The organism is Kitasatospora sp. NPDC054795, assembly GCF_053611565.1.
The window spans coordinates 28119-47354 of the sequence record NZ_JBSHAP010000071.1; the positions used below are offsets into that span (position 1 = coordinate 28119).

The 19236-nt window shown below is 72.3% G+C and carries 15 protein-coding genes; 6 read left to right on the forward strand and 9 right to left on the reverse strand.

All coding sequences use genetic code 11. The annotated features are described in order from the left end of the window. Window positions 1-52: 52 nt before the first annotated feature. Window positions 53-2272 carry an MMPL family transporter gene (locus tag ACWGJO_RS24670; RefSeq protein ID WP_452186904.1) on the reverse strand — a complete coding sequence of 740 codons (2220 nt, stop codon included), beginning with the start codon at window positions 2270-2272 and terminating at the stop codon, window positions 53-55. Between the two features lie 124 nt (window positions 2273-2396). Here ACWGJO_RS24670 and ACWGJO_RS24675 point away from each other — a divergent pair, with 124 nt between their 5' ends. After that, window positions 2397-3059 (forward strand): TetR/AcrR family transcriptional regulator, encoded by a 663-nt coding sequence (locus ACWGJO_RS24675; protein WP_452186906.1) that lies wholly within the window; start codon window positions 2397-2399, stop codon window positions 3057-3059. On the opposite strand, the gene ACWGJO_RS24680 is transcribed toward ACWGJO_RS24675, so the two are convergent. Next, window positions 3056-4006: a LysR substrate-binding domain-containing protein gene (locus tag ACWGJO_RS24680; RefSeq protein WP_452186908.1), complete on the reverse strand. Its 951-nt coding sequence runs from the start codon at window positions 4004-4006 to the stop codon at window positions 3056-3058. The two genes, ACWGJO_RS24675 and ACWGJO_RS24680, sit on opposite strands and share 4 nt — an antisense overlap. 190 nt (window positions 4007-4196) lie before the next feature. Between ACWGJO_RS24680 and ACWGJO_RS24685 the strand changes: the two genes are divergently transcribed. Beyond that, complete coding sequence (locus ACWGJO_RS24685) at window positions 4197-4748, forward strand: peroxiredoxin (RefSeq protein ID WP_452186909.1); 552 nt, start codon at window positions 4197-4199, stop codon at window positions 4746-4748. Between the two features lie 3 nt (window positions 4749-4751). Next, window positions 4752-5294, forward strand: coding sequence for an alkyl hydroperoxide reductase (locus tag ACWGJO_RS24690; protein WP_452186911.1), 543 nt, complete (start codon window positions 4752-4754; stop codon window positions 5292-5294). Window positions 5295-5385: 91 nt separating this feature from the next. Here ACWGJO_RS24690 and ACWGJO_RS24695 read toward each other — a convergent pair whose 3' ends face one another. The 4 genes from ACWGJO_RS24695 to ACWGJO_RS24710 form a co-directional block, all read right to left on the reverse strand. Beyond that, window positions 5386-6909, reverse strand: a complete 1524-nt coding sequence (locus ACWGJO_RS24695; RefSeq protein WP_452186913.1) for an AI-2E family transporter — start codon at window positions 6907-6909, stop codon at window positions 5386-5388. A gap of 513 nt (window positions 6910-7422) precedes the next feature. Next, on the reverse strand, window positions 7423-8163 hold the full coding sequence (locus ACWGJO_RS24700) for an aggregation-promoting factor C-terminal-like domain-containing protein (RefSeq protein WP_452186914.1): 741 nt from the start codon (window positions 8161-8163) through the stop codon (window positions 7423-7425). A 446-nt stretch (window positions 8164-8609) separates the two neighbouring features. Continuing rightward, on the reverse strand, window positions 8610-9941 hold the full coding sequence (locus ACWGJO_RS24705; protein WP_359899497.1) for a PhoH family protein: 1332 nt from the start codon (window positions 9939-9941) through the stop codon (window positions 8610-8612). Between the two features lie 238 nt (window positions 9942-10179). Then, entirely contained in the window at window positions 10180-10974 is a 795-nt protein-coding gene (locus ACWGJO_RS24710; protein WP_181970663.1) for an isoprenyl transferase, read from the reverse strand. 399 nt (window positions 10975-11373) lie between these two features. Between ACWGJO_RS24710 and ACWGJO_RS24715 the strand changes: the two genes are divergently transcribed. Continuing rightward, window positions 11374-12969 (forward strand): chitinase, encoded by a 1596-nt coding sequence (locus tag ACWGJO_RS24715; RefSeq protein ID WP_452186916.1) that lies wholly within the window; start codon window positions 11374-11376, stop codon window positions 12967-12969. 176 nt (window positions 12970-13145) lie between these two features. Here the strand turns inward: ACWGJO_RS24715 and ACWGJO_RS24720 are convergent, their stop codons facing one another. After that, a complete protein-coding gene (locus ACWGJO_RS24720) occupies window positions 13146-13862 on the reverse strand; it encodes a prepilin peptidase (RefSeq protein WP_452186917.1) in 717 nt (238 codons plus the stop codon). 286 nt (window positions 13863-14148) lie between these two features. Between ACWGJO_RS24720 and ACWGJO_RS24725 the strand changes: the two genes are divergently transcribed. After that, the gene (locus ACWGJO_RS24725) at window positions 14149-15363 is read left to right on the forward strand and encodes a pyridoxal phosphate-dependent aminotransferase (protein WP_380553471.1); all 1215 of its coding nucleotides are present in this window, start codon (window positions 14149-14151) and stop codon (window positions 15361-15363) included. 164 nt (window positions 15364-15527) lie between these two features. Here ACWGJO_RS24725 and ACWGJO_RS24730 read toward each other — a convergent pair whose 3' ends face one another. Beyond that, window positions 15528-17354, reverse strand: a complete 1827-nt coding sequence (locus ACWGJO_RS24730; RefSeq protein ID WP_359899489.1) for a phosphoenolpyruvate carboxykinase (GTP) — start codon at window positions 17352-17354, stop codon at window positions 15528-15530. A gap of 284 nt (window positions 17355-17638) precedes the next feature. Between ACWGJO_RS24730 and trhA the strand changes: the two genes are divergently transcribed. Then, window positions 17639-18313: a PAQR family membrane homeostasis protein TrhA gene (trhA, locus tag ACWGJO_RS24735; protein WP_452186920.1), complete on the forward strand. Its 675-nt coding sequence runs from the start codon at window positions 17639-17641 to the stop codon at window positions 18311-18313. Here trhA and ACWGJO_RS24740 read toward each other — a convergent pair. Further along, window positions 18284-18922, reverse strand: a complete 639-nt coding sequence (locus ACWGJO_RS24740; protein ID WP_452186922.1) for a hypothetical protein — start codon at window positions 18920-18922, stop codon at window positions 18284-18286. The two genes, trhA and ACWGJO_RS24740, sit on opposite strands and share 30 nt — an antisense overlap. Window positions 18923-19236 lie beyond the last annotated feature (314 nt).

A 19236-nucleotide genomic window follows, 5' to 3' on the forward strand; every position in this document is an offset into this window, starting at 1 on the left:
GCCCGGCGGGAACGGATCCCACCGGGCGCCGGGGCTCCTGGGGCCGGGGCCGTCAGATCCGGGTCGGCTCCACGGCCGGCTGCTCGGCCGGCTCCCGCGTCCCGTCCTCGGCCGGCCGTCGCGCGAGCCGGGCCATCAGCTGCTCGCCCTCCATGTCCACCCGCGACACGACCTTCTCCAGCCGCTTAGGGAACCACCAGGCGGCCTTGCCGAACAGCGCCATCGCGGCCGGCACCAGCGCCATCCGCACCACGAAGGCGTCCACCAGCACGCCCACCGCGAGGGCGAAGCCGATCGGCTGGACGACCGGGTCGTGGCCGAAGACGAACGAGCCGAACACCGCCACCATGATCAGCGCGGCCGCCGTGACCACCCGGGCCCCGTTCCGTACCCCGGCCACCACGGCCTCGCGCGGCGCCGCGCCGTGGACGTGCTGCTCCTTCATCCCGGAGACCAGGAACAGCTCGTAGTCCATCGCCAGCCCGAACAGCACGCCGATCAGCAGGATCGGCACGAAGCTCACCACCGGCCCGACCTTGGGCACGTCGATCAGCCCGTCCAGCCAGCCCCACTGGTAGACCGCGACCACCGCGCCGAGCGAGGCGGTGACGCTGAGCAGGAAGCCGGCCACCGCCTTGAGCGGGACGAGCACCGAGCGGAACGCCAGCGCCAGCAGCACCACCGCGATCCCGACGATCACCGCGAGGAAGGGCGGCAGCGCCTGGCCGAGCTTGGTGGAGACGTCGATGTTGGCGGCCGTGGTGCCGGTGACGGCGATGTCCGCGCCGGTCTCCGCCTTCAACTCCGCCTTCCGGTCGCGGATCTCGTTGACCAGCGCCTCGGTGTCCGCGTGGTCCGGACCGGTCCGCGGGATGACGGTCACCAGCGCGGTGCGGCTCGCCTGGTCGACGGTCGGCGGCAGCAGCGTCCCGACGCCCTTGAGGGTCTGGAGCTTCGCGGCCACCTCCCGCACCGCCTGCTCGGGCTGCGGCGCGCCGTGGGCGTCCACCACGACCACCAGCGGAGCGTTGAAGCCCGGCCCGAAGCTCTCGCCGACCAGGTCGTACGCCTTGCGCGCGTCCGTCCCGGCGGCCTGCGAACCGCCGCTCGGCAGACCGAGGTTCAGGCTCGCGGCGGGCACCGCCAGGGCGCCCAGCCCGGCCAGGGCGACCAGCAGGACGGGCAGCGGGCGGCGGACCACGAAGCGGCCCCAGCGCTCGCCCATGGTGGTGCGGCCGTTGGCGGTCAGGGCCCGCTTCCAGATCGGCAGCCGGTCGATGGCCCGGCCGGTGAAGCCCAGCACGGCGGGCAGCAGCGTGATCGCGACCAGGACGGCCACCACGACGGCCCCGGAGGCGGCCAGACCCATCACGGTGAGGAAGGGCACGCCCGCGACGGCGAGTCCGGCGAGCGCGACGACCACGGTCAGGCCGGCGAAGACGACGGCGCTGCCGGCGGTCGCGGTGGCCCGGGCGGCGGCCTCCTCCGGCTCCAGGCCCTCGTCCAGATGGCGGCGGTACCGGAAGAGGATGAACAGCGCGTAGTCGATGCCGACCGCGAGGCCGACCATCAGGGCCAGCACCGGCGCGGTGGTGATGATCTCGAAGGAGCCGGTGAGCGCCAGCAGGCCGGCCATCGTCACGCCGACGCCGACCAGCGCGGTCAGCAGCGGCAGCCCGGCGGCGACCAGCGTGCCGAGGGTGACCACCAGCACCAGCCCGGCCACCACCAGGCCGATCGCCTCGCTGCCGCCCTCGATCCGGGCCATCGTGTTGTACGCGTCGCCGCCGAAGGCCACGTCCAGCCCGGCCGCGCGGGCCGGCTCGGCAGCGGCCTTCACCGCGTCGCGCTGTTGGTCGGTGACGTCGGCGAGCTTGTGGTCGAAGGAGACCAGCGCGAGCGCGACCTTCCCGTCCGGCGAGAGCGCGCCGGTGGCGTACGGGTCCGGCACCGCGGCCACGCCCGGCACCTGGGCGATCCGGGCGACGGCCTCGCCGACCGCCCTGCCCGCCTCGGGCGTCCCGATGCCGCCGGGCGCGCCGGCGGCGAAGACGACCTGCGCGGAGCCGTGGCCCTGCGCCGGGAAGGTGTCCTTGATCCGGTCCAGGGTGGCCTGCGCCTCGGTACCCGGGACCTTGAACTCGTCGGTGGTCTTGCCGGCGAAGGCGCCCGCGACCCCGCCGATGGCGAGGAGCAGGGCGATCCAGACGGCGACGACGGCCCGTCGCCGCCGGAAGCAGTATCGGCCCAGTCGGTACAGGTACGTGGCCATCGGCGGTCCCTCGGGTCGGTCAGGGCAGGTCGCGTCCCACCGTAGACCGGACTTTGTCGGGTGACAAAGTTGGACGACAAGATCGCACGACACAGTTGCCCGCCCGTGGCGCTACCCTGACTGGATGGCCCACGTCCCCGCCTCCGAACGCCGACCGCAACTGGTCCAGGCCGCGATCGACCTGATGACCAGGGAGGGAATCGCCGCCGGCAGCACCCGCGCGATCGCGGCCGAGCTGGGCGTGGCGCAGGCGACGGTGCACTACACCTTCGGCACCAAGAAGGACCTCTACCGAGCGGTCGTCCAGCAGCTGAAGTCCGACTTCGTCGGCGAGGTGCGCGCCGCCTCCCCCGGCGACGGCGCGTTCGGCGAACAGGTCCGCACCCTGGTGCTCGCGCTCTGGGAGGCCGCCACCGGCGAGCACGGACGCTGCGTGCTGCTGAGCGAGTTCGGGGCGCTGGCCATGCGCGACCCGGACATGCAGGAGATCATGCTCGGGCTCCAGCACGACATCGAGGGCACCGCCACCGAGATGCTCGACGCCCTCGCGGCCGCCCACGGCCTGAGCCTGGCGCTGCCCGCCCGCCGGATCGCCGTCCACTTCCTCGGCGGCTTCGACGGCCTGACGGCCCGCCACCTCACCCTGCGCCGGCCCGGCGACCGGCCCGACCAGGACACTCTGGAGGCGCTGGAGCTCCTCGTCGCGACGACGGTCGGACTCTGTCTGGGCACCCCGGCCGCCCGCCCCGAGCCGGGCTGGCACGGGGGCCCGGACACCCTGGGCTAGGAGACGATCCGGACCGGCAGCTCGACCAGCACCTCGCGCAGCGCGGCCGCGAAGCGCTCGTACTCGGCGTTGCGGGCCGAGCCCGGCCGGACGGCCAGCCCGATCCTGCGGCCGGGCTGCGGTGCGGCGAAGCGGACGGCGGCCAGCCGGTCGGTGCGCCCGGCCTCGACGTCCAGCGCGGTGGCGGGCAGCAGGGTCACCCCGAGGCCGCCGGCGACCAGCTGGACCAGGGTGGACAGGCCGGCCGCGCGGGTGGTCGAGCCCGCCGGGTCGGCGCCGACCTCGCGGCAGATGTCCAGCGCCTGGTCGCGCAGGCAGTGACCCTCCTCCAGGAGCAGCACGTCCAGGTCGAGCAGCACGTCGCGCGGGACGTCGATCCGCCCGGCGAGCGGGTGGCCGGGCGGGGTGAGCAGGACGAAGTCCTCGTCGAACAGCGGGATGTCCTTGGTCGGCGAGGCCCCGCCGGCCGGCAGCGCGAGCAGCAGGACGTCCAGCCGCCCGGCGGCCAGGCCCTCCAGCAGCGAGGGGGTGCGCTCCTCGTGGACGTGCAGCTCCAGGTCCGGGAAGCCGTCGCGGACCAGCCGCAGCACGGTGGGCAGCAGATAGGGCGCGACGGTCGGGATGACGCCCAGGTGCAGCGGCCCGGTGAACGGACGGCGGGCGGCCTCGACCTCCTCGGTGAGGGCCTGCAGCGAGGCGAGCACCCGGCGCGCGTGCTGGTGCACACGCTCCCCCAGTGGGGTGACGATCACCTTGCGCGTCGTACGCTCGACCAGTTGTGCGCCCAGCGACTCCTCCAGCGCCGCGACCGCCCCGGACAGCGCGGGCTGGCTGGTCCCGGTGGTGGCGGCGGCCTCCCGGAAGTGCCGGTGCTCGGCCACCGCGACGAAGGCGCGCAACTGGGCGACGGTCGGGGTGCGCGGGCTGCGGACTGTGGCGCTCGCCACAGTCGGGTCACCCTTGGTGCCGCCGTTGCGGCGGGGACCCGGGCGTGACGTGGGGGATTCAGTACTGATAACAATCTCCGATCAGACACATCCAGTGTAGCTATTTCCCTGATCAGTCCACGATGTGGAACTGTGAGTGGTGTCCGGATTCCGGACAAGCTCCCCTCACCTCACTTCAGGAGAAGCGAACGTGCTCACGATCGGTGACAAGTTCCCCGAGTTCGACCTCAAGGCCTGTGTCGACCTGGACGCCGCGAGCGCCTTCGCCGATATCAACCACAAGTCCTACGAGGGCAAGTGGAAGATCGTCTTCTTCTGGCCGATGGACTTCACCTTCGTCTGCCCGACCGAGATCGCCGCGTTCGGCAAGCTGAACGACGAGTTCGCCGACCGCGACGCCCAGGTCCTCGGCGTCTCCGGCGACTCCGAGTTCGTGCACCACGCCTGGCGCAAGGACCACAAGGACCTGCGCGACCTGCCCTTCCCGATGCTGGCCGACATCAAGCACGAGCTGATGCGCGCCTGCGGCGTCGAGGGCGAGGACGGCACCGCCCAGCGCGCCGTCTTCATCGTCGACCCGAACAACGAGATCCAGTTCGTCATGGTCACCGCCGGCTCCGTCGGCCGTAACCCCAAGGAGGTCCTGCGGGTGCTGGACGCCCTGCAGACCGACGAGCTGTGCCCGTGCAACTGGAACAAGGGCGAGGACACCCTCGACGCCCAGGCCCTGCTGGCGGGCTGACCCATGGCTCTCGACGACCTGAAGGCCGCCCTCCCGGACTACGCCAAGGACCTCAAGCTCAACCTGGGCTCGGTCATCGGCAACTCCGACCTCCCCGCCCAGCAGCTCTGGGGCACCGTGCTGTCCTGCGCGATGGCCACCCGCAGCCCCGGCCTGCTGCGTGAGCTGGAGCCCGAGGCCAAGGCCAACCTGTCCCCGGAGGCGTACAACGCCGCCAAGGGCGCGGCCGCGATCATGGGGATGAACAACGTCTACTACCGGACGCTGCACCTGCTCTCCGACAAGGAGTACAGCACGATGCGGGCCGGTCTGCGGATGAACATCATCGGCACCCCGGGCGTCGAGAAGGTCGACTTCGAGCTCTGGTGCTTCGCGGTCTCCGCCATCAACGGCTGCGGCCAGTGCCTCGACTCGCACGAGGCCGTGCTGCGCAAGGCCGGCGTCGAGCGCGAGGTCGTCCAGGCCTCGATGAAGATCGCCGCCGTCCTCCAGGCCGTGGCCGGCGTCCTCGACTCCGAGGCCGCCCTCGCCGCCATCACCGCCTGACGCACCCGGCACCCCGACGGGCCCTCCCGGACACCATGTCCGGGAGGGCCCGTCGTCGTTCTCCCCACCGGCGGTCCGGCACGGCGGGGGGTCAGTCGGCGACGGGTGCGGCCGGCGGGGCGGAACTGGTGGCCGCAGTGCGCTCGCCGGTGCGCCCGGCGGCCTGTCCGGCCGTCCGTTCGGCGGCCTCGCGGGCGGCTTCGAGCGCGGTGAAGACGGCCTGGCCGGCCTCGTTGCGCCGGCGCAGGTGGGTGACCACGGTGTTGGTGACGGCGATCAGCGGGACGGCGACCACCGCGCCGCCGATGCCCCCGATGATGCCGCCGGCCGCGACGCCGAGCACCACGCCGAGCGGGTGGACCCTCACGGCCCGGCCGAGGATCAGCGGCTGGAGGATGTGACTCTCCACCTGCATCACCACCACCAGCACCACCAGCACCATCAGCGCCGTCCACGGCCCCTGGGTGACCAGCGCGATCAGCACCGCGACGGTGCCGGTGACCAGTGCGCCGACCAGCGGGACGAAGGCGCCCAGGAAGATGATCACGGCGAGCGGCAGAGCCAGCGGCACGCCCAGCAGATCGACGCCGATGCCGATGCAGAGCGCGTCGATGAAGGCCACGCAGACCGTGCCGCGCACATAGGCGGTGAGCGTCGCCCACGCCTTCGGGCCGGCCCCGGCCATCGCGAAGCGGGAGTGCCGCGGCAGCCCGCGCAGCGCCCAGTTCCAGATCTTCGCCCCGTCGTAGAGGAAGAAGAAGGTGGTGAAGAAGGTCATCAGCAGTGCGGTCAGCACCTCGACGGCGATCTGCGCGCCGGTGATCGAGGCCGAGGTGAGCTGATCGGTGTTGGTGGTGATGGCCTTGGTGATCTGGTTGGCGAAGTCGGTGATCTGCTGCTGGGTCAGGTGCAGCGGCCCGGTGACCAGCCAGTCCCGCAGCTGGTTGACGCCGGTCTTCACCTGGGTGGTGACATCCGAGAGGTTGGTCGACACCTGCCAGACCACGAACCAGCCGACCAGTCCGATCCCGGCGAGACCGCTGAGGAACACCCCGCCCGCCGCCAGCGAGCGCGGCACGCCGCGCCGGCGCAGCCAGGAGACCGAGGGCTCCAGCAGCGCGGTGATCAGCAGTGAGGCCAGCACCGAGAAGGCGACCAGCCGCAGCATGTCGACCACGTAGAAGACGACGTAGAGCGCGGCTCCGAGCAGCAGCAGCCGCCAGGTCGACTCCGCGGCCACCCGCAGCCCCCACGGCACCGCCTCGGCGGGGGTGGCCGGGCGGCCGGGGTGGTACTCCCGCCCGAACCCGGTGTGCGCGACCGGCGCGGGCGCGGTGACCGGGGCCGCCGCGGCGGACGGCGGGACCGCCTCGGCCGCCGGGGCCGGGTCGGCCCGCGGGACCGGGACCGGGACCGGTCCGGGCGCCTCGACGAGTGCCGGGACGTGCCCGTCCACGAGCGCCGGAACGTTCCCGGCGGCCGGCCCCGGGAGGGCCGGCTCGTGCGGGTCGGCCGCCATCGCGGCCCGCCGGCGCCGTTCGATCACGGCGGCCGCGCTCGCCACCACGGCCATGCCCTTGGCCACGGCCTTGAAGGCCTTTCCGCCCCGCGCCATCCTCGCTACCACCGCTCCACTGCCGAACCCGCCGTGCCCGGCGGTACGCCGCGGGTCCCGCCGCGGCCGTCAGGGATGACGCTACCCGGCGAGGGCGCGGCCAGTCCGGCCGCGGGCCCGTTCGACTCGAACCTCCCATGCCGACGAACCGGACAAAACGCAAGGTTCCATCCGGTTTCGGATGCGATCCACTGGGGAGGAGTCGGGACGAGACCCCGGAGCCCGGCCACCGAGGTCGCCCCGCGGCCAACTGCCGGCGGACCGGCCGGTGCGGGAAGCATCCAGGACCCCTTCCCGCGCCCCGCGTTCGCAACCGGGACCGCACCGCCCGAGGGCGCACTGGTCAGCGCAGCCCGGGCGGCGCGGTCCGCCCCCGGGCTCGCGCCCCGCACCCCTCGGGCCGGCGCCCGCGCGACAGCCGTGCCCGAGAACGCCGCGGCCCCCGGCCGCTCGCCCGGGGAGGGCGAACGGCCGAGGGCCGCGGGAACCGCGCCGCCGGGGCGGCAGCCGGTCCTAGTACCAGTTGTGGGCCTGCCAGAACGACCACGCGCCACAGGGGCTGCCGTAGCGGGAGTTCATGTAGCCGACGCCCCACTTGATCTGGGTGGCCGGGTTGGTGCGCCAGTCGGCACCGGCCGAGGCCATCTTGGTGCCGGGCAGCGCCTGGACCAGACCGTACGCGCCGGAGCTCTTGTTGGTCGCGGTGTAGTCCCAGCCGCTCTCGCGCTTCACGATCTGGCTGAAGCACTGGAACTGCGCGTCGTTGCCGACGATCTGCCGGGCCAGGTCCTGGACCGAGCCGGGGCTGACCGAGACGGGCGGAGCGCTGTCCTCGACCGCGGTCATCGCGGAACGGGACTTGGACCGGTTCGCGGCGGCCTCGTCGGCCTTGCGCTTGTCGTCCGCGGCCTTGGCGGCCTTCTCCGCGTCGGCCTTGGCCTGGGCATCGGCCTTGGCCTGGGCGTCCGCGGCGGCCTGCTGGCGCGCGGCCTCCTCGGCGGCCTTCTGCTCCGCGGCGACCTTGGCGGCGGCGTCGGCGGAGGCCTGCTGGGCGGATGCCTGCTGGCCGATGTTGTCACTGATGGTCTGCGCCTGGGCGCCAGAGGGGACTTCGGCAAGCAGGGTCGCGCCGGCGACGTCGACCGTCTGCATGGTCTTGCCCTCGCTGCCCGAGGCCATACCCACGACGGCACCGACAGCGGTGACGGCGGTGGCGGAGGCCACAGCAACTCCCCGGACCGAGATCCGAGTCACATGGTTTCCTTCCAGCATCGCCCACGCGTGACCGTACGGGCGCAACATGCCCCTTGGCACGGACCTCCGCACAGTGCTCTGGTCACGGGAGGTGCTGGCCCGGCGCCCGGCCGAGGTGACCGGGCGTTGAAATCGGGCGACGTACGGCTCAACGGTGTTCAATTGTGTGTCCACCGACCGGAGTTGGCGAACCTTCCCGGGCCTGACTCCCGGAGTCCGGAAGCCCTGCCGCGCCGTACGCGGGGCCTGACAGAACCCTCACCATGCCGCACCGGGCACGGTCGACGCAATTCCCCTTCGCGTGGCGCATGTCACATTCACCGTACGGCGGTTTCCCGGACGGAAAGCACTCGATGTGATGAAACGGGCGGAGCCCGCTCCGTCAGGAGCGGGCTCCAGGTCATGAGTTGACCATATTGTCCCACTATGCCCCGATCAGGGGCGGATCACGGGTGGATGTCCTCCAGCATCTCCGTGACCAGCGCCGCGATCGGCGAACGCTCCGAGCGGGTGAGCGTGATGTGGGCGAAGAGCGGATGACCCTTCAGCTTCTCCACCACCGCCACCACGCCGTCGTAGCGGCCCACCCGGAGGTTGTCCCGCTGCGCCACGTCGTGGGTGAGCACCACCCGCGAGCCCTGGCCGATCCGGGACAGCACCGTCAGCAGGACGTTCCGCTCCAGCGACTGCGCCTCGTCCACGATCACGAAGGCGTCGTGCAGCGAGCGCCCCCGGATGTGGGTCAGCGGCAGCACCTCCAGCATCCCGCGGGAGATGACCTCCTCGATCACGTCCGGGGTGGTGACGGCGGAGAGGGTGTCGAAGACCGCCTGCGCCCAGGGGCCCATCTTCTCCGCCTCGGAACCGGGCAGGTAGCCCAGCTCCTGGCCGCCGACCGCGTACAGCGGCCGGAAGACCATCACCTTGCGGTGCTGCCTCCGCTCCAGCACCGCTTCCAGCCCCGCGCACAGCGCCAGCGCCGACTTCCCGGTGCCGGCCCGGCCGCCCATCGACACGATCCCGATCTCCGGGTCGAGCAGCAGGTCCAGCGCCACCCGCTGCTCGGCGCTGCGCCCGCGCAGCCCGAACGCCTCGCGCTCCCCGCGCACCAGCCGCACCCGGCCGTCGCCGGTGACCCGGCCGAGCGCCCGGCCGCGCTCCGAGGTCAGCACCAGTCCGGTGTGGACGGGCAGCTCGGTGGCGCCGTCGACGTCCACCCCCGCGTCGTGGCCGGCCGAGAACAGCGCGTCCACCTGGTCGGCCGGGACGTGCAGCTCGGACATGCCCGTCCAGCCCGAGGTGATCGCCAGCTCGGCCCGGTACTCCTCGGCGAGCAGGCCCACCGAGCTGGCCTTGATCCGCAGCGGCAGGTCCTTGGACACGACGGTCACGTCGTAGCCCTCGGCCTGGAGGTTGCGGGCGACCGCGAGGATCCGGGTGTCCGCCTCACCGCCGGCCCGGTAGCCGGCCGGCAGTATCGACACGTCGGAGTGGTTGAGCTCGACCCGGATGGTGCCGCCGAGCTCGCCGACCGGGATCGGCTCGTCGAGCCGGCCGTGGCGGATCCGGTAGTCGTCGAGCAGCCGCAGCGCCTGGCGGGCGAAGTAGCCCAGCTCCGGGTGGTGTCGCTTGGCCTCCAGCTCGGTGACGACCACCACCGGGAGGACGACCTCGTGCTCCTCGAAGCGGGTCATGGCGAGCGGGTCCGCCAGGAGCACGCTCGTGTCGAGAACGTACGTGCGCCGGTCTGGTGTCCGGCGGCTCTTCGAACTGACCACTAGGCCTCCAGAGCGGATGACCCTGCGTCATCCGCGGCATGCCGGCCCCCGCTGCCCCGGTGGCCTCGGGACCGGACTGACTGGAGTATTCCCAGGCGGGGAGCGGTGCATTCGCGCCCCCGGAGAACTGACGGATCATTGCCGGTGAACGTTTGGCCTCGCGCCGGCACCGGGTAGGCCAGGCCTACGGCGGTCATTTCCTCCGGACGGGCCGGTGACCGGGGCCGCCGTGCCGGGGTTACAGCCCCAGCCGCCGGTGGCGCTGCTCGTACGCGCGCAGCGCACGCAGGAAGTCGACCTTGCGGAAGGCCGGCCAGTACGCCTCGCAGAAGTAGAACTCGCTGTGCGCGCTCTGCCAGAGCAGGAAGCCGGACAGCCGCTGCTCGCCCGAGGTGCGGATGATCAGGTCCGGGTCGGGCTGGTTGCGGGTGTACAGGTGCTCGGCGATGTGCTCGACGGTCAGGACCTCCGCCAGCTCCTCGATCGAGGTGCCGCGCCCGGCCTGCTCCTGGAGCAGCGAGCGGACGGCGTCCGCGATCTCGTGCCGACCGCCGTAGCCGACCGCGACGTTGACCGTTATGCCGTCGATGTCGGCGGTCTGGTCGGCGGCCCGCTTGAGCACGTCGGCGGTGTGCTGCGGCAGCAGGTCCAGCGCGCCGACCGGGTTGACCCGCCAGCGGCGGGCGGCGGCCAGGCCGGTGACGGCGTCCTCGATGATGCCGAGCAGTGGGACGAGCTCGTCGGCCGGGCGGTCCAGGTTGTCGGTGGAGAGCATCCAGAGGGTGACGACCTTGACGTGGGTCTCGTCGCACCAGCCGAGGAACTCGCTGATCTTGTCGGCGCCGCGCTGGTGGCCGTACGCGGTGGAGCCGCCGGCCGCCTTGGCCCAGCGGCGGTTGCCGTCCAGGATCACGCCGATGTGGCGCGGGGTGCTCGCGAGGTGGACCTCGACCCGTCGACCGTAGAGCCCGTACATCCCGCCGAGCAGGGTGCGCAGCCCCGGCGTCCGTTCGGCGACATCGCGCAGACCCATCTTTCCCGGCCCCTCCGTGCTCGTTGCAACTGGTGCGTCTCCGCCCCGGGCGCAGCCTACTCCGGCGCGCAGGTGCACAGTAAAGCCGCAGGTAGCGGTCTGGTCACGGTCCTGTACGAAGTCTGTCCCGACGGGCGTGTCGGGGGTCGGCCGGGCGGGCCGCGGGGCCACTGAGGGGCTCCCGGGGCGCGGACACGGAACGGTCTCCGAATCCTTAACGGAACCGTAAGCCGTTCTTCCGATGCTTGACGACCAGCAATGGTCTAGTCCAGCTTTTGATCCGGGACGGAACGATCCTCCGGCTCCGCCCCGCAGGCTCACTTCGGACCTCCCCTCCCCCACACGCGGCCGCCGCGCCCCCCACCGCGGCGGCCGCTCCTCCCCCAGGAGCGTCGCCCCATGGCCCGTACGCTGAACCAGCCCTCGCACAAGCGCCGGCGCAGCCCCCTCCCGGCCGTCGCGGCCGGTGCCACCGCCCTCGCCCTGGCAGGCGGCGGCCTCGCCCTCTTCGCCGGCGGCGCCAGCGCGGCGGTCGGCAACCTGGTCGACAACGGCGGCTTCGACGGCGGGCTCGGGGGCTGGACCTGCACCGGCGCCGCGACCACGGTCTCCTCCCCGGTCCACTCCGGCACCGGCGCGCTCCAGGCGACCCCGGGCGCCGGTGACACCGCCGAGTGCACCCAGACCATCAGCGTGCTGCCCAACACCAGCTACACCCTGAGCGCGTGGGTCCAGGGCCCGTACGTCTACCTCGGTGCGCGCGGCACCGGCGGCACCGACCCGTCCGCCTGGTCGAACCAGAACAGCTGGAACCAGCTGTCCAGCACCTTCACCACCGGGGCGAACGCCACCAGCGTCACCGTCTACCTGCACGGCTGGTACGGCCAGAGCGCCTACCTGGCCGACGACGTCGCGCTGATCGGCCCCGGCGGCACCGGCACCCCGTCGCCGACCGCGACCCCCACCCCCACCGCGACGCCCACGGCCACCGCCTCCCCCACGGCCACCGCAACGCCCACCCAGACCCCGACGCCCACCCGGACCGCGACGGCGACCCCCACCGCCACGCCGACCAGCACCACCCCGCCGGTCACCGGCCTGCCCGCCCACGTGGTCACCGGCTACTGGCAGAACTTCGACAACAACTCGACCGTGCAGCGGCTGAGCGACGTCCAGAGCGCGTACGACATCATCGCGGTGTCCTTCGCCGACGCCGTGCCGACCAGGACCGGCGCGATCAGCTTCACCCTGGACCCGGGCCTGTCCAAGGCACTCGGCGGCTACACCGACGCCCAGTTCCGCGCCGACATCAAGGCCAAGCAGGCGGCCGGCAAGAAGGTCGTCCTCTCCATCGGCGGCCAGAACGGCGCGATCACCGTCGGGGACGCCACCGCCGGCGCCAACTTCGTCAACAGCGCCTACGCGATCATCAAGGACTACGGCTTCGACGGCATCGACGTCGACCTGGAGAACGGCGTCCAGGCCGGCCCGCTCGGCGACGCGCTGCACTCCCTGCAGGCCAAGGTCGGCCCCGGCTTCGTCCTGACCATGGCCCCCGAGACCATCGGGATGTACAACACCTCCGGCGCCTACTTCCAGCTGGCGCTGAAGACCAAGGACATCCTCACCGTCGTCAACACCCAGTTCTACAACTCGGGCGGCATGAACGGCTGCGACGGCAAGGTCTACAACCAGGGCACCATCGACTTCATCACCTCGCAGGTCTGCACCCAGATCCAGGGCGGCCTGCGGCCGGACCAGGTGGGCATCGGCGTCCCGGCCTCCACCCGGGCCGCGGGCGGCGGCTACGTCGCGCCGACCGTGGTGAACAACGCGCTGGACTGCCTGGCCACCGGTAACAACTGCGGCAGCTTCGTGCCGCCGGCCAAGTGGCCGACCATCCGCGGCGCGATGACCTGGTCGACCAACTGGGACGTCAACAACGGCAACGCGTTCTCCAACGCGGTCGGCCCGTTCGTCCACAAGATGCCGTAACGGCACCCGGCCGCGGCCGCCACGGGCCGCGGCCACCCGAGCTCAACTCCCCCCGGCGCGCCGCTCCTTGAGGGTGGGGCCTGCGCGTCGGCGGCGGGGCCCGTCGCACCGACCGGTGCGGCGGGCCCTTCCGTTCCTCTCCCCTTCAACGCGTTCAATGCCCCGGCGGCACGTGCTCACCGCGCCAGGACCGCGGTGAGCGCGCCGAGCAGCAGGAACGGGCCGACCGGGAGGTCCAGTCCGCGCACCGGGCGGCGACGGACCAGCGCGGCGGCGGCCCGCAGGGTGCCCCACAGCCCGGCGAGCACCATCGCGGCGAACAGCCCGCCGAGCGCCACCGACCAGCCGTACCAGCCGAGCAGCCCGCCCAGGGCGAGCCCGAGCGGAGAGTCCCCCGGGCCCAACGCGCCCAGCCAGACGGCCAGTTCGAGCACACCCCCGACCGCGAGCGCGACCAGCAGGCAGCGCAGCGCCACCCCGGGCCCCGCGGTCGGCACCGCCGCCAGCAGCAGCGCCGTCACCCCGCCGAGCAGTGGCAGGGTCAGCCGGTACGGCAGCCGGCGCACCCGCGCGTCGACGAAACCGAGCGCCACGCCGAGCGCCGCCGCCCAGCCCATCGCCAGGGTCACCACCACCAGCCGGTCCGCCGCGTACGCCACCGCGACGGCGACCGCCACCGCGACCGCCTCCACCGTCCAGGGGCCGGCGCCCAGCCGCTCCCGGCAGCCCCGGCAGCGCCCGGTCGGCGGCAGCAGGCGCACCCGGCGCCCGCAGGCCGGGCAGTCCTCGCACCAGGGCTCGCCCTCCGGCACCGCGAACCGGGCGATCAGCCCGCGCAGCGGTGGAGCCGCCAGGAGACCGACCAGCACCGCCGCCACCACGACCGGGACCACCGGCGCACCCCCTCTTCGACCGACGCGACCGACACGACCGACACCACCGACACCATCGGCGCGACCGGCCCCATCCTCCCGCGCCGGGCGGTGTGCCGTCCGTCTCGTTCCGCACGACAGCACGACAGCGCTCCTCGCATACACGAGCATTCCGGACATTCGACTACTGGTTCGGAAGGCCGTCCGCCACCCCCGCCTGCCGATCCAAGGGGGCCGTTCGGGCCCCCCGAAAGCACCCCGCGGAGACCGGCCGCACGGCCCCTCCGTACCCCTAAAGTAGGCGGACATGCAGGTCATCCAGTCCAGCAAGCTCGCCAATGTCTGCTACGACATCCGCGGCCCGGTGCTCGACGAGGCGATGCGGCTGGAGGAACAGGGCCACCGCATCCTCAAGCTCAACACCGGCAACCCGGCCACCTTCGGTTTCGAGGCGCCCCCGGAGATCCTCCAGGACGTCCTGCGCAACCTCGCCAACGCGCACGGCTACGGCGACTCCAAGGGCCTGCTCTCCGCCCGCCGCGCGGTGGTCATGCACTACGAGGACCGCGGGCTGCACGGCCTCTCCGTCGACGACGTCTTCCTCGGCAACGGCGTCTCCGAGCTGATCCAGCTGGCCATGACCGCGCTGCTGGACGACGGCGACGAGGTGCTCGTCCCGGCCCCGGACTACCCGCTGTGGACCGCCTCGGTCTCACTGGCCGGCGGCACCGCGGTGCACTACCGCTGCGACGAGCAGTCCGAGTGGTACCCGGACCTCGCCGACATCGAGGCCAGGGTCACCGACCGGACCAGGGCCATCGTGGTGATCAACCCGAACAACCCGACCGGCGCGGTCTACCCGCGCGAGGTGCTGGAGGGCATCGCGGAGATCGCCCGCCGGCACGACCTGGTGGTCTACGCGGACGAGATCTACGACAAGATCCTCTACGACGACGCCGAGCACGTCCCGCTGGCCACCCTGGCCCCGGACCTCTTCTGCGTCACCTTCAACGGACTGTCCAAGGCGTACCGGGTCGCCGGCTTCCGTTCCGGCTGGATGGTGCTGTCCGGCGACCGGCGCCGGGCCCGCAGCTACATCGAGGGCCTCACCGTGCTCGCCTCGATGCGGCTGTGCGCCAACATGCCCGCCCAGCACGCGGTGGCCGCCGCGCTCGGCGGGCGGCAGTCGATCCGCGACCTGGTGCTGCCCGGCGGCCGGCTGCACGCCTCGCGGGACGCCGCGTACGAACTGCTGAACCAGATCCCGGGGGTCAGCTGCGTCAAGCCCAAGGGCGCGCTGTACGCCTTCCCCCGGCTGGACCCCAAGGTCCACAAGATCAAGGACGACGCCCGGATGGTGCTGGACCTGCTGCGCTCCCAGCGCATCCTGCTGGTCCAGGGCACCGGCTTCAACTGGCCGGAGCCGGACCACTTCCGGCTGGTCACCCTGCCCCGGGCGGAGGAGATCACCGACGCGGTGACCCGGATCGGCGACTTCCTCGGGGGCTACGTCCAGCCTTAGCCCGGGCGGGAAGCCCCCGGGAAAAACACTACGGCCGGAGTCCCGGCCCGGGCGATCTCCTTGGTCGGGGGAAAATCGCCCGGCGGAACTCCGGCCGTCCTGCCGCTCGGCGGGGCGCGCGGTTCGTGCCGCGCGCCCGCCTCTCTCCCGGCTGAGGCTCAGGCTCAGCCGAGGCGCGCGACGAGGTTCCGGTACTCGTCCCACAGCTCCTTCGGGGTGTGGTCGCCGAAGGTCTCCAGGTGGGCCGGCACGAGAGCGGCCTCCTGGCGCCAGAGGTCGGCGTCCACGGTGAAGAGCAGGTCGAGGTCCTCCTTGGACAGGTCCAGGTCGCCGAGGTCGAAGCCCTCGACGGTCGGCAGCACGCCGATCGGGGTCTCGACGCCCTCGCCGGTCCCCTCCAGGCGCTCGACGATCCACTTGAGCACGCGGCTGTTCTCGCCGTAGCCGGGCCAGACGAACTTGCCCCCGGCGTCCTTGCGGAACCAGTTGACGTAGTAGATCTTCGGCAGCTTGGCGGCGTCCGCCCGTGCGCCGACCTTCAGCCAGTGGGCGAAGTAGTCACCCATGTTGTAGCCGCAGAACGGCAGCATCGCGAACGGGTCGCGGCGCAGCTCGCCGACGGTGCCCTCGGCGGCGGCGGTCTTCTCGGAGGCGATGTTGGCGCCGAGGAAGACGCCGTGCTGCCAGTCGAAGGACTCGGTCACCAGCGGGACGGCGGTGGCGCGGCGGCCGCCGAACAGGATCGCCGAGATCGGCACGCCCGCCTGGTCCTCCCACTCCGGGGCGATGGTCGGGCACTGCGCGGCCGGGACGGCGAAGCGGGCGTTCGGGTGGGCGGCCGGGGTGCCGGACTCGGGAGTCCAGTCGTTGCCGCGCCAGTCGGTCAGGTGCGCCGGGGGCTCCTCGGTGAGGCCCTCCCACCACACGTCGCCGTCGTCGGTGAGGGCGACGTTGGTGAAGACGGTGTTGCCCCAGAGGGTGTCGATGGCGTTGGCGTTGGTGTCCACGCCGGTGCCGGGGGCGACGCCGAAGAAGCCGGCCTCGGGGTTGATGGCGTACAGCCGGCCGTCGGCGCCGAAGCGCATCCAGGCGATGTCGTCGCCGATCGTCTCGACCTTCCAGCCCGGGACCGTCGGCTGGAGCATGGCCAGGTTGGTCTTGCCGCACGCCGAGGGGAACGCGGCGGCGACGTACTTGGCCTCGCCGTTCGGCGGGGTGAGCTTCAGGATGAGCATGTGCTCGGCCAGCCAGCCCTCGTCGCGGGCCATGGTCGAGGCGATGCGCAGCGCGTAGCACTTCTTGCCGAGCAGGGCGTTGCCGCCGTAGCCCGAACCGAAGGACCAGATCTCCTTGGTCTCCGGGAAGTGCGAGATGTACTTGGTGCTGTTGCACGGCCACGGCACGTCCGCCTGGCCCTCGGCGAGCGGGGCGCCGACGGTGTGCACGGCCTTGACGAAGTCGCCGTCCTCGCCGAGCTGGTCCAGCACGGCCTGGCCCATGCGGGTCATCACGCGCATGGAGACGGCGACGTAGGCGGAGTCGGTGATCTCGACGCCGTACGCGGCCAGCGGGGAGCCGACCGGGCCCATCGAGAAGGGCACGACGTACATCGTGCGGCCCTTCATCGCGCCGCGGAAGAGTCCCTGCTCGCCCTGGAAGAGCTCCCGCATCTCGGCGGGGGCCTTCCAGTTGTTGGTCGGTCCGGCGTCCTTCTCCTGCTCGGAGCAGATGAAGGTGCGGTCCTCCACGCGCGCCACGTCCGTGGGGTCCGAGGCGGCGTAGTAGGAGTTGGGGCGCTTCTCCTCGTTGAGCTTCTTGAAGGTGCCCTGCGCCACCAGCAGGTCCGCGAGGCGGTGGTACTCCTCGTCGGAACCGTCGCACCACTCGATGCGGTCCGGCTGGGTGAGCTCGGCGATCTCGCTCACCCAAGCGAGCAGCTGCTTGTGGCGGGTGGGCGCGGATGCGCTGAGAGCAGAGATCTCGTACGACACGATCGCTCCGTTTCACGCCATCTCGGCGGGGAGACGGCGTCGCGGGGGTCTGAGGGTGCTTGCAGCGTAGCTCCGGACTCAAGGCCGGAACGCGGCGAAGCGTCGAAATTGACGCACCTTTTACTCCAGCCAGTATGATTACTGACGAGTAACAGAGCAGCCTCACCCGCGACGGAGTGTGCGGCGCCACACTCCTATTACTCCAAAACGTCCAACAGTGACGATCGCCACTTCCTACGCGCCAGTAACCTACGGATCCGTAGGTAACGGGTAGCATGCTGCGCATGACTGCTGCTGCGCTCGCGGAGAGTGCACTCATAGAGAGCAAGCCGAAGTGGCGCGGCTGGCTGCACGCCGGGATGTTCCCCGCCACGGTGGCCGCCGGGATCGTGCTGATCTGCCTGGCCGACTCCACGCCCGCCAGGATCGCCTGCACGATCTACTCGGTCAGCGCCTGGCTGCTGTTCGGGGTCAGCGCGGTGTACCACCGCTTCGACTGGGGCCCGCGCGGGGACGCCGTGCTGCGCCGGCTGGACCACGCCAACATCTTCCTGATCATCGCGGGCACCTACACGCCGTTCACGATGCTGCTGCTCAAGGGCGCCGACCAGCAACTGCTGCTCTGGGCGGTCTGGGGCGGCGCACTGGCCGGGATCGCGTTCCGGGTGTTCTGGGTCGGCGCGCCGCGCTGGCTGTACACACCCGTGTACCTCGCGCTGGGCTGGGCCGCCGCCTTCTACCTGCCGGACTTCCTGCACACCGGCGGGGTCGCCGTCCTGGTGCTGATGATCGTCGGCGGAGTGCTCTACAGCATCGGCGGCGTGGTGTACGGGCTCAAGCGGCCCAACCCCTCACCGCGCTGGTTCGGGTTCCACGAGGTGTTCCACGCCTTCACCCTGGGGGCGTTCATCGTCCAGTACATCGGCGTCTCACTGGTGGCGTACAGCACGGCCGGCTGATCCCGGCGCACCCCGACGGGCGGTCGAACGGTCCACGGACCGGCCGGCCGCCCGTTCCGCCGTCCAGGGCCGCTCGTACGGGGCCCGGAGCTGCGGGCGGCGCGGGACGGCCGAGTGGTCGACGCCGCCGGACTCCGGCTGCGGGCCCGGATCCTGCAGCAGCCCGTGCGTGTGGTGGTGCTCGCCGTGGGCGTAGTACTGCTCCCCGCGGGCATGGTGCTGCTCCCCGTGCGACTCCCGGCGGGGCTCGCGCGGCGACCCGGCCGCCGTCGGGAGCGCCGCGGACCCGGACCGCCCCGGCACGCCGGCCGAGCGGGCCCGCGCCTGCCGGGCGTCGAGCGCCTCGCGGGCCCGGCGGCAGCGCTCGCAGTGCGCGGCGTCCGGGATGCCGCGGCGCGGGCGGTGCCGGACCGGGGCCCGATCCCCGTGCGTCGCGCGCCAGCGGCGGGCGACGTACACCATGAGCAGCAGGGTCTCGACTCCGGCGACCGCCAGGACCAGCAGGGCGCCGTTGATCAGATAGGCCGCGACCACGGCCAGCGCAGAGCCCACCACCACCGCCGAACCCCACACCTGGGTGCTCATCTGCTTGTCGTCCGCGTCGGCCACTTCGGTCCCCTTTCCCGGTGCCGGGCTCGTGGTCGGCTCCCGCCGCCCCACCTCTTCTCCGCTCTCGGCACGCGTCGGCCAGCACTGACCGATTGCCACATGGTATCTACCGACAGTCATGGCCAACTGCCCCGGGGCGGCGAACGACAGATCAACGTTGCGTCAATTCCTCGTGCGGAAGCAGCACTTCCAGGACACATCACGGAGCGTAGCCGCGGTTCGCCTCCGTCGGGCGCGCCGGACGCGCGGAACGCACAAGACGCACGGGACGCACGGGACGCACACGCGGCAGCACGCAGGGCGCCGAACCGGCC

Coding starts and splice junctions, on each gene's coding strand:
- ACWGJO_RS24670 (WP_452186904.1), bottom strand. CDS start 2,272: ATGGCCACGTACCTGTACCGACTGGGCCGATACTGCTTCCGGCGGCGA.
- ACWGJO_RS24675 (WP_452186906.1), top strand. CDS start 2,397: ATGGCCCACGTCCCCGCCTCCGAACGCCGACCGCAACTGGTCCAGGCC.
- ACWGJO_RS24690 (WP_452186911.1), top strand. CDS start 4,752: ATGGCTCTCGACGACCTGAAGGCCGCCCTCCCGGACTACGCCAAGGAC.
- ACWGJO_RS24695 (WP_452186913.1), bottom strand. CDS start 6,909: ATGGCGCGGGGCGGAAAGGCCTTCAAGGCCGTGGCCAAGGGCATGGCC.
- ACWGJO_RS24710 (WP_181970663.1), bottom strand. CDS start 10,974: ATGGGTCTGCGCGATGTCGCCGAACGGACGCCGGGGCTGCGCACCCTG.
- ACWGJO_RS24715 (WP_452186916.1), top strand. CDS start 11,374: ATGGCCCGTACGCTGAACCAGCCCTCGCACAAGCGCCGGCGCAGCCCC.
- ACWGJO_RS24725 (WP_380553471.1), top strand. CDS start 14,149: ATGCAGGTCATCCAGTCCAGCAAGCTCGCCAATGTCTGCTACGACATC.
- trhA (WP_452186920.1), top strand. CDS start 17,639: ATGACTGCTGCTGCGCTCGCGGAGAGTGCACTCATAGAGAGCAAGCCG.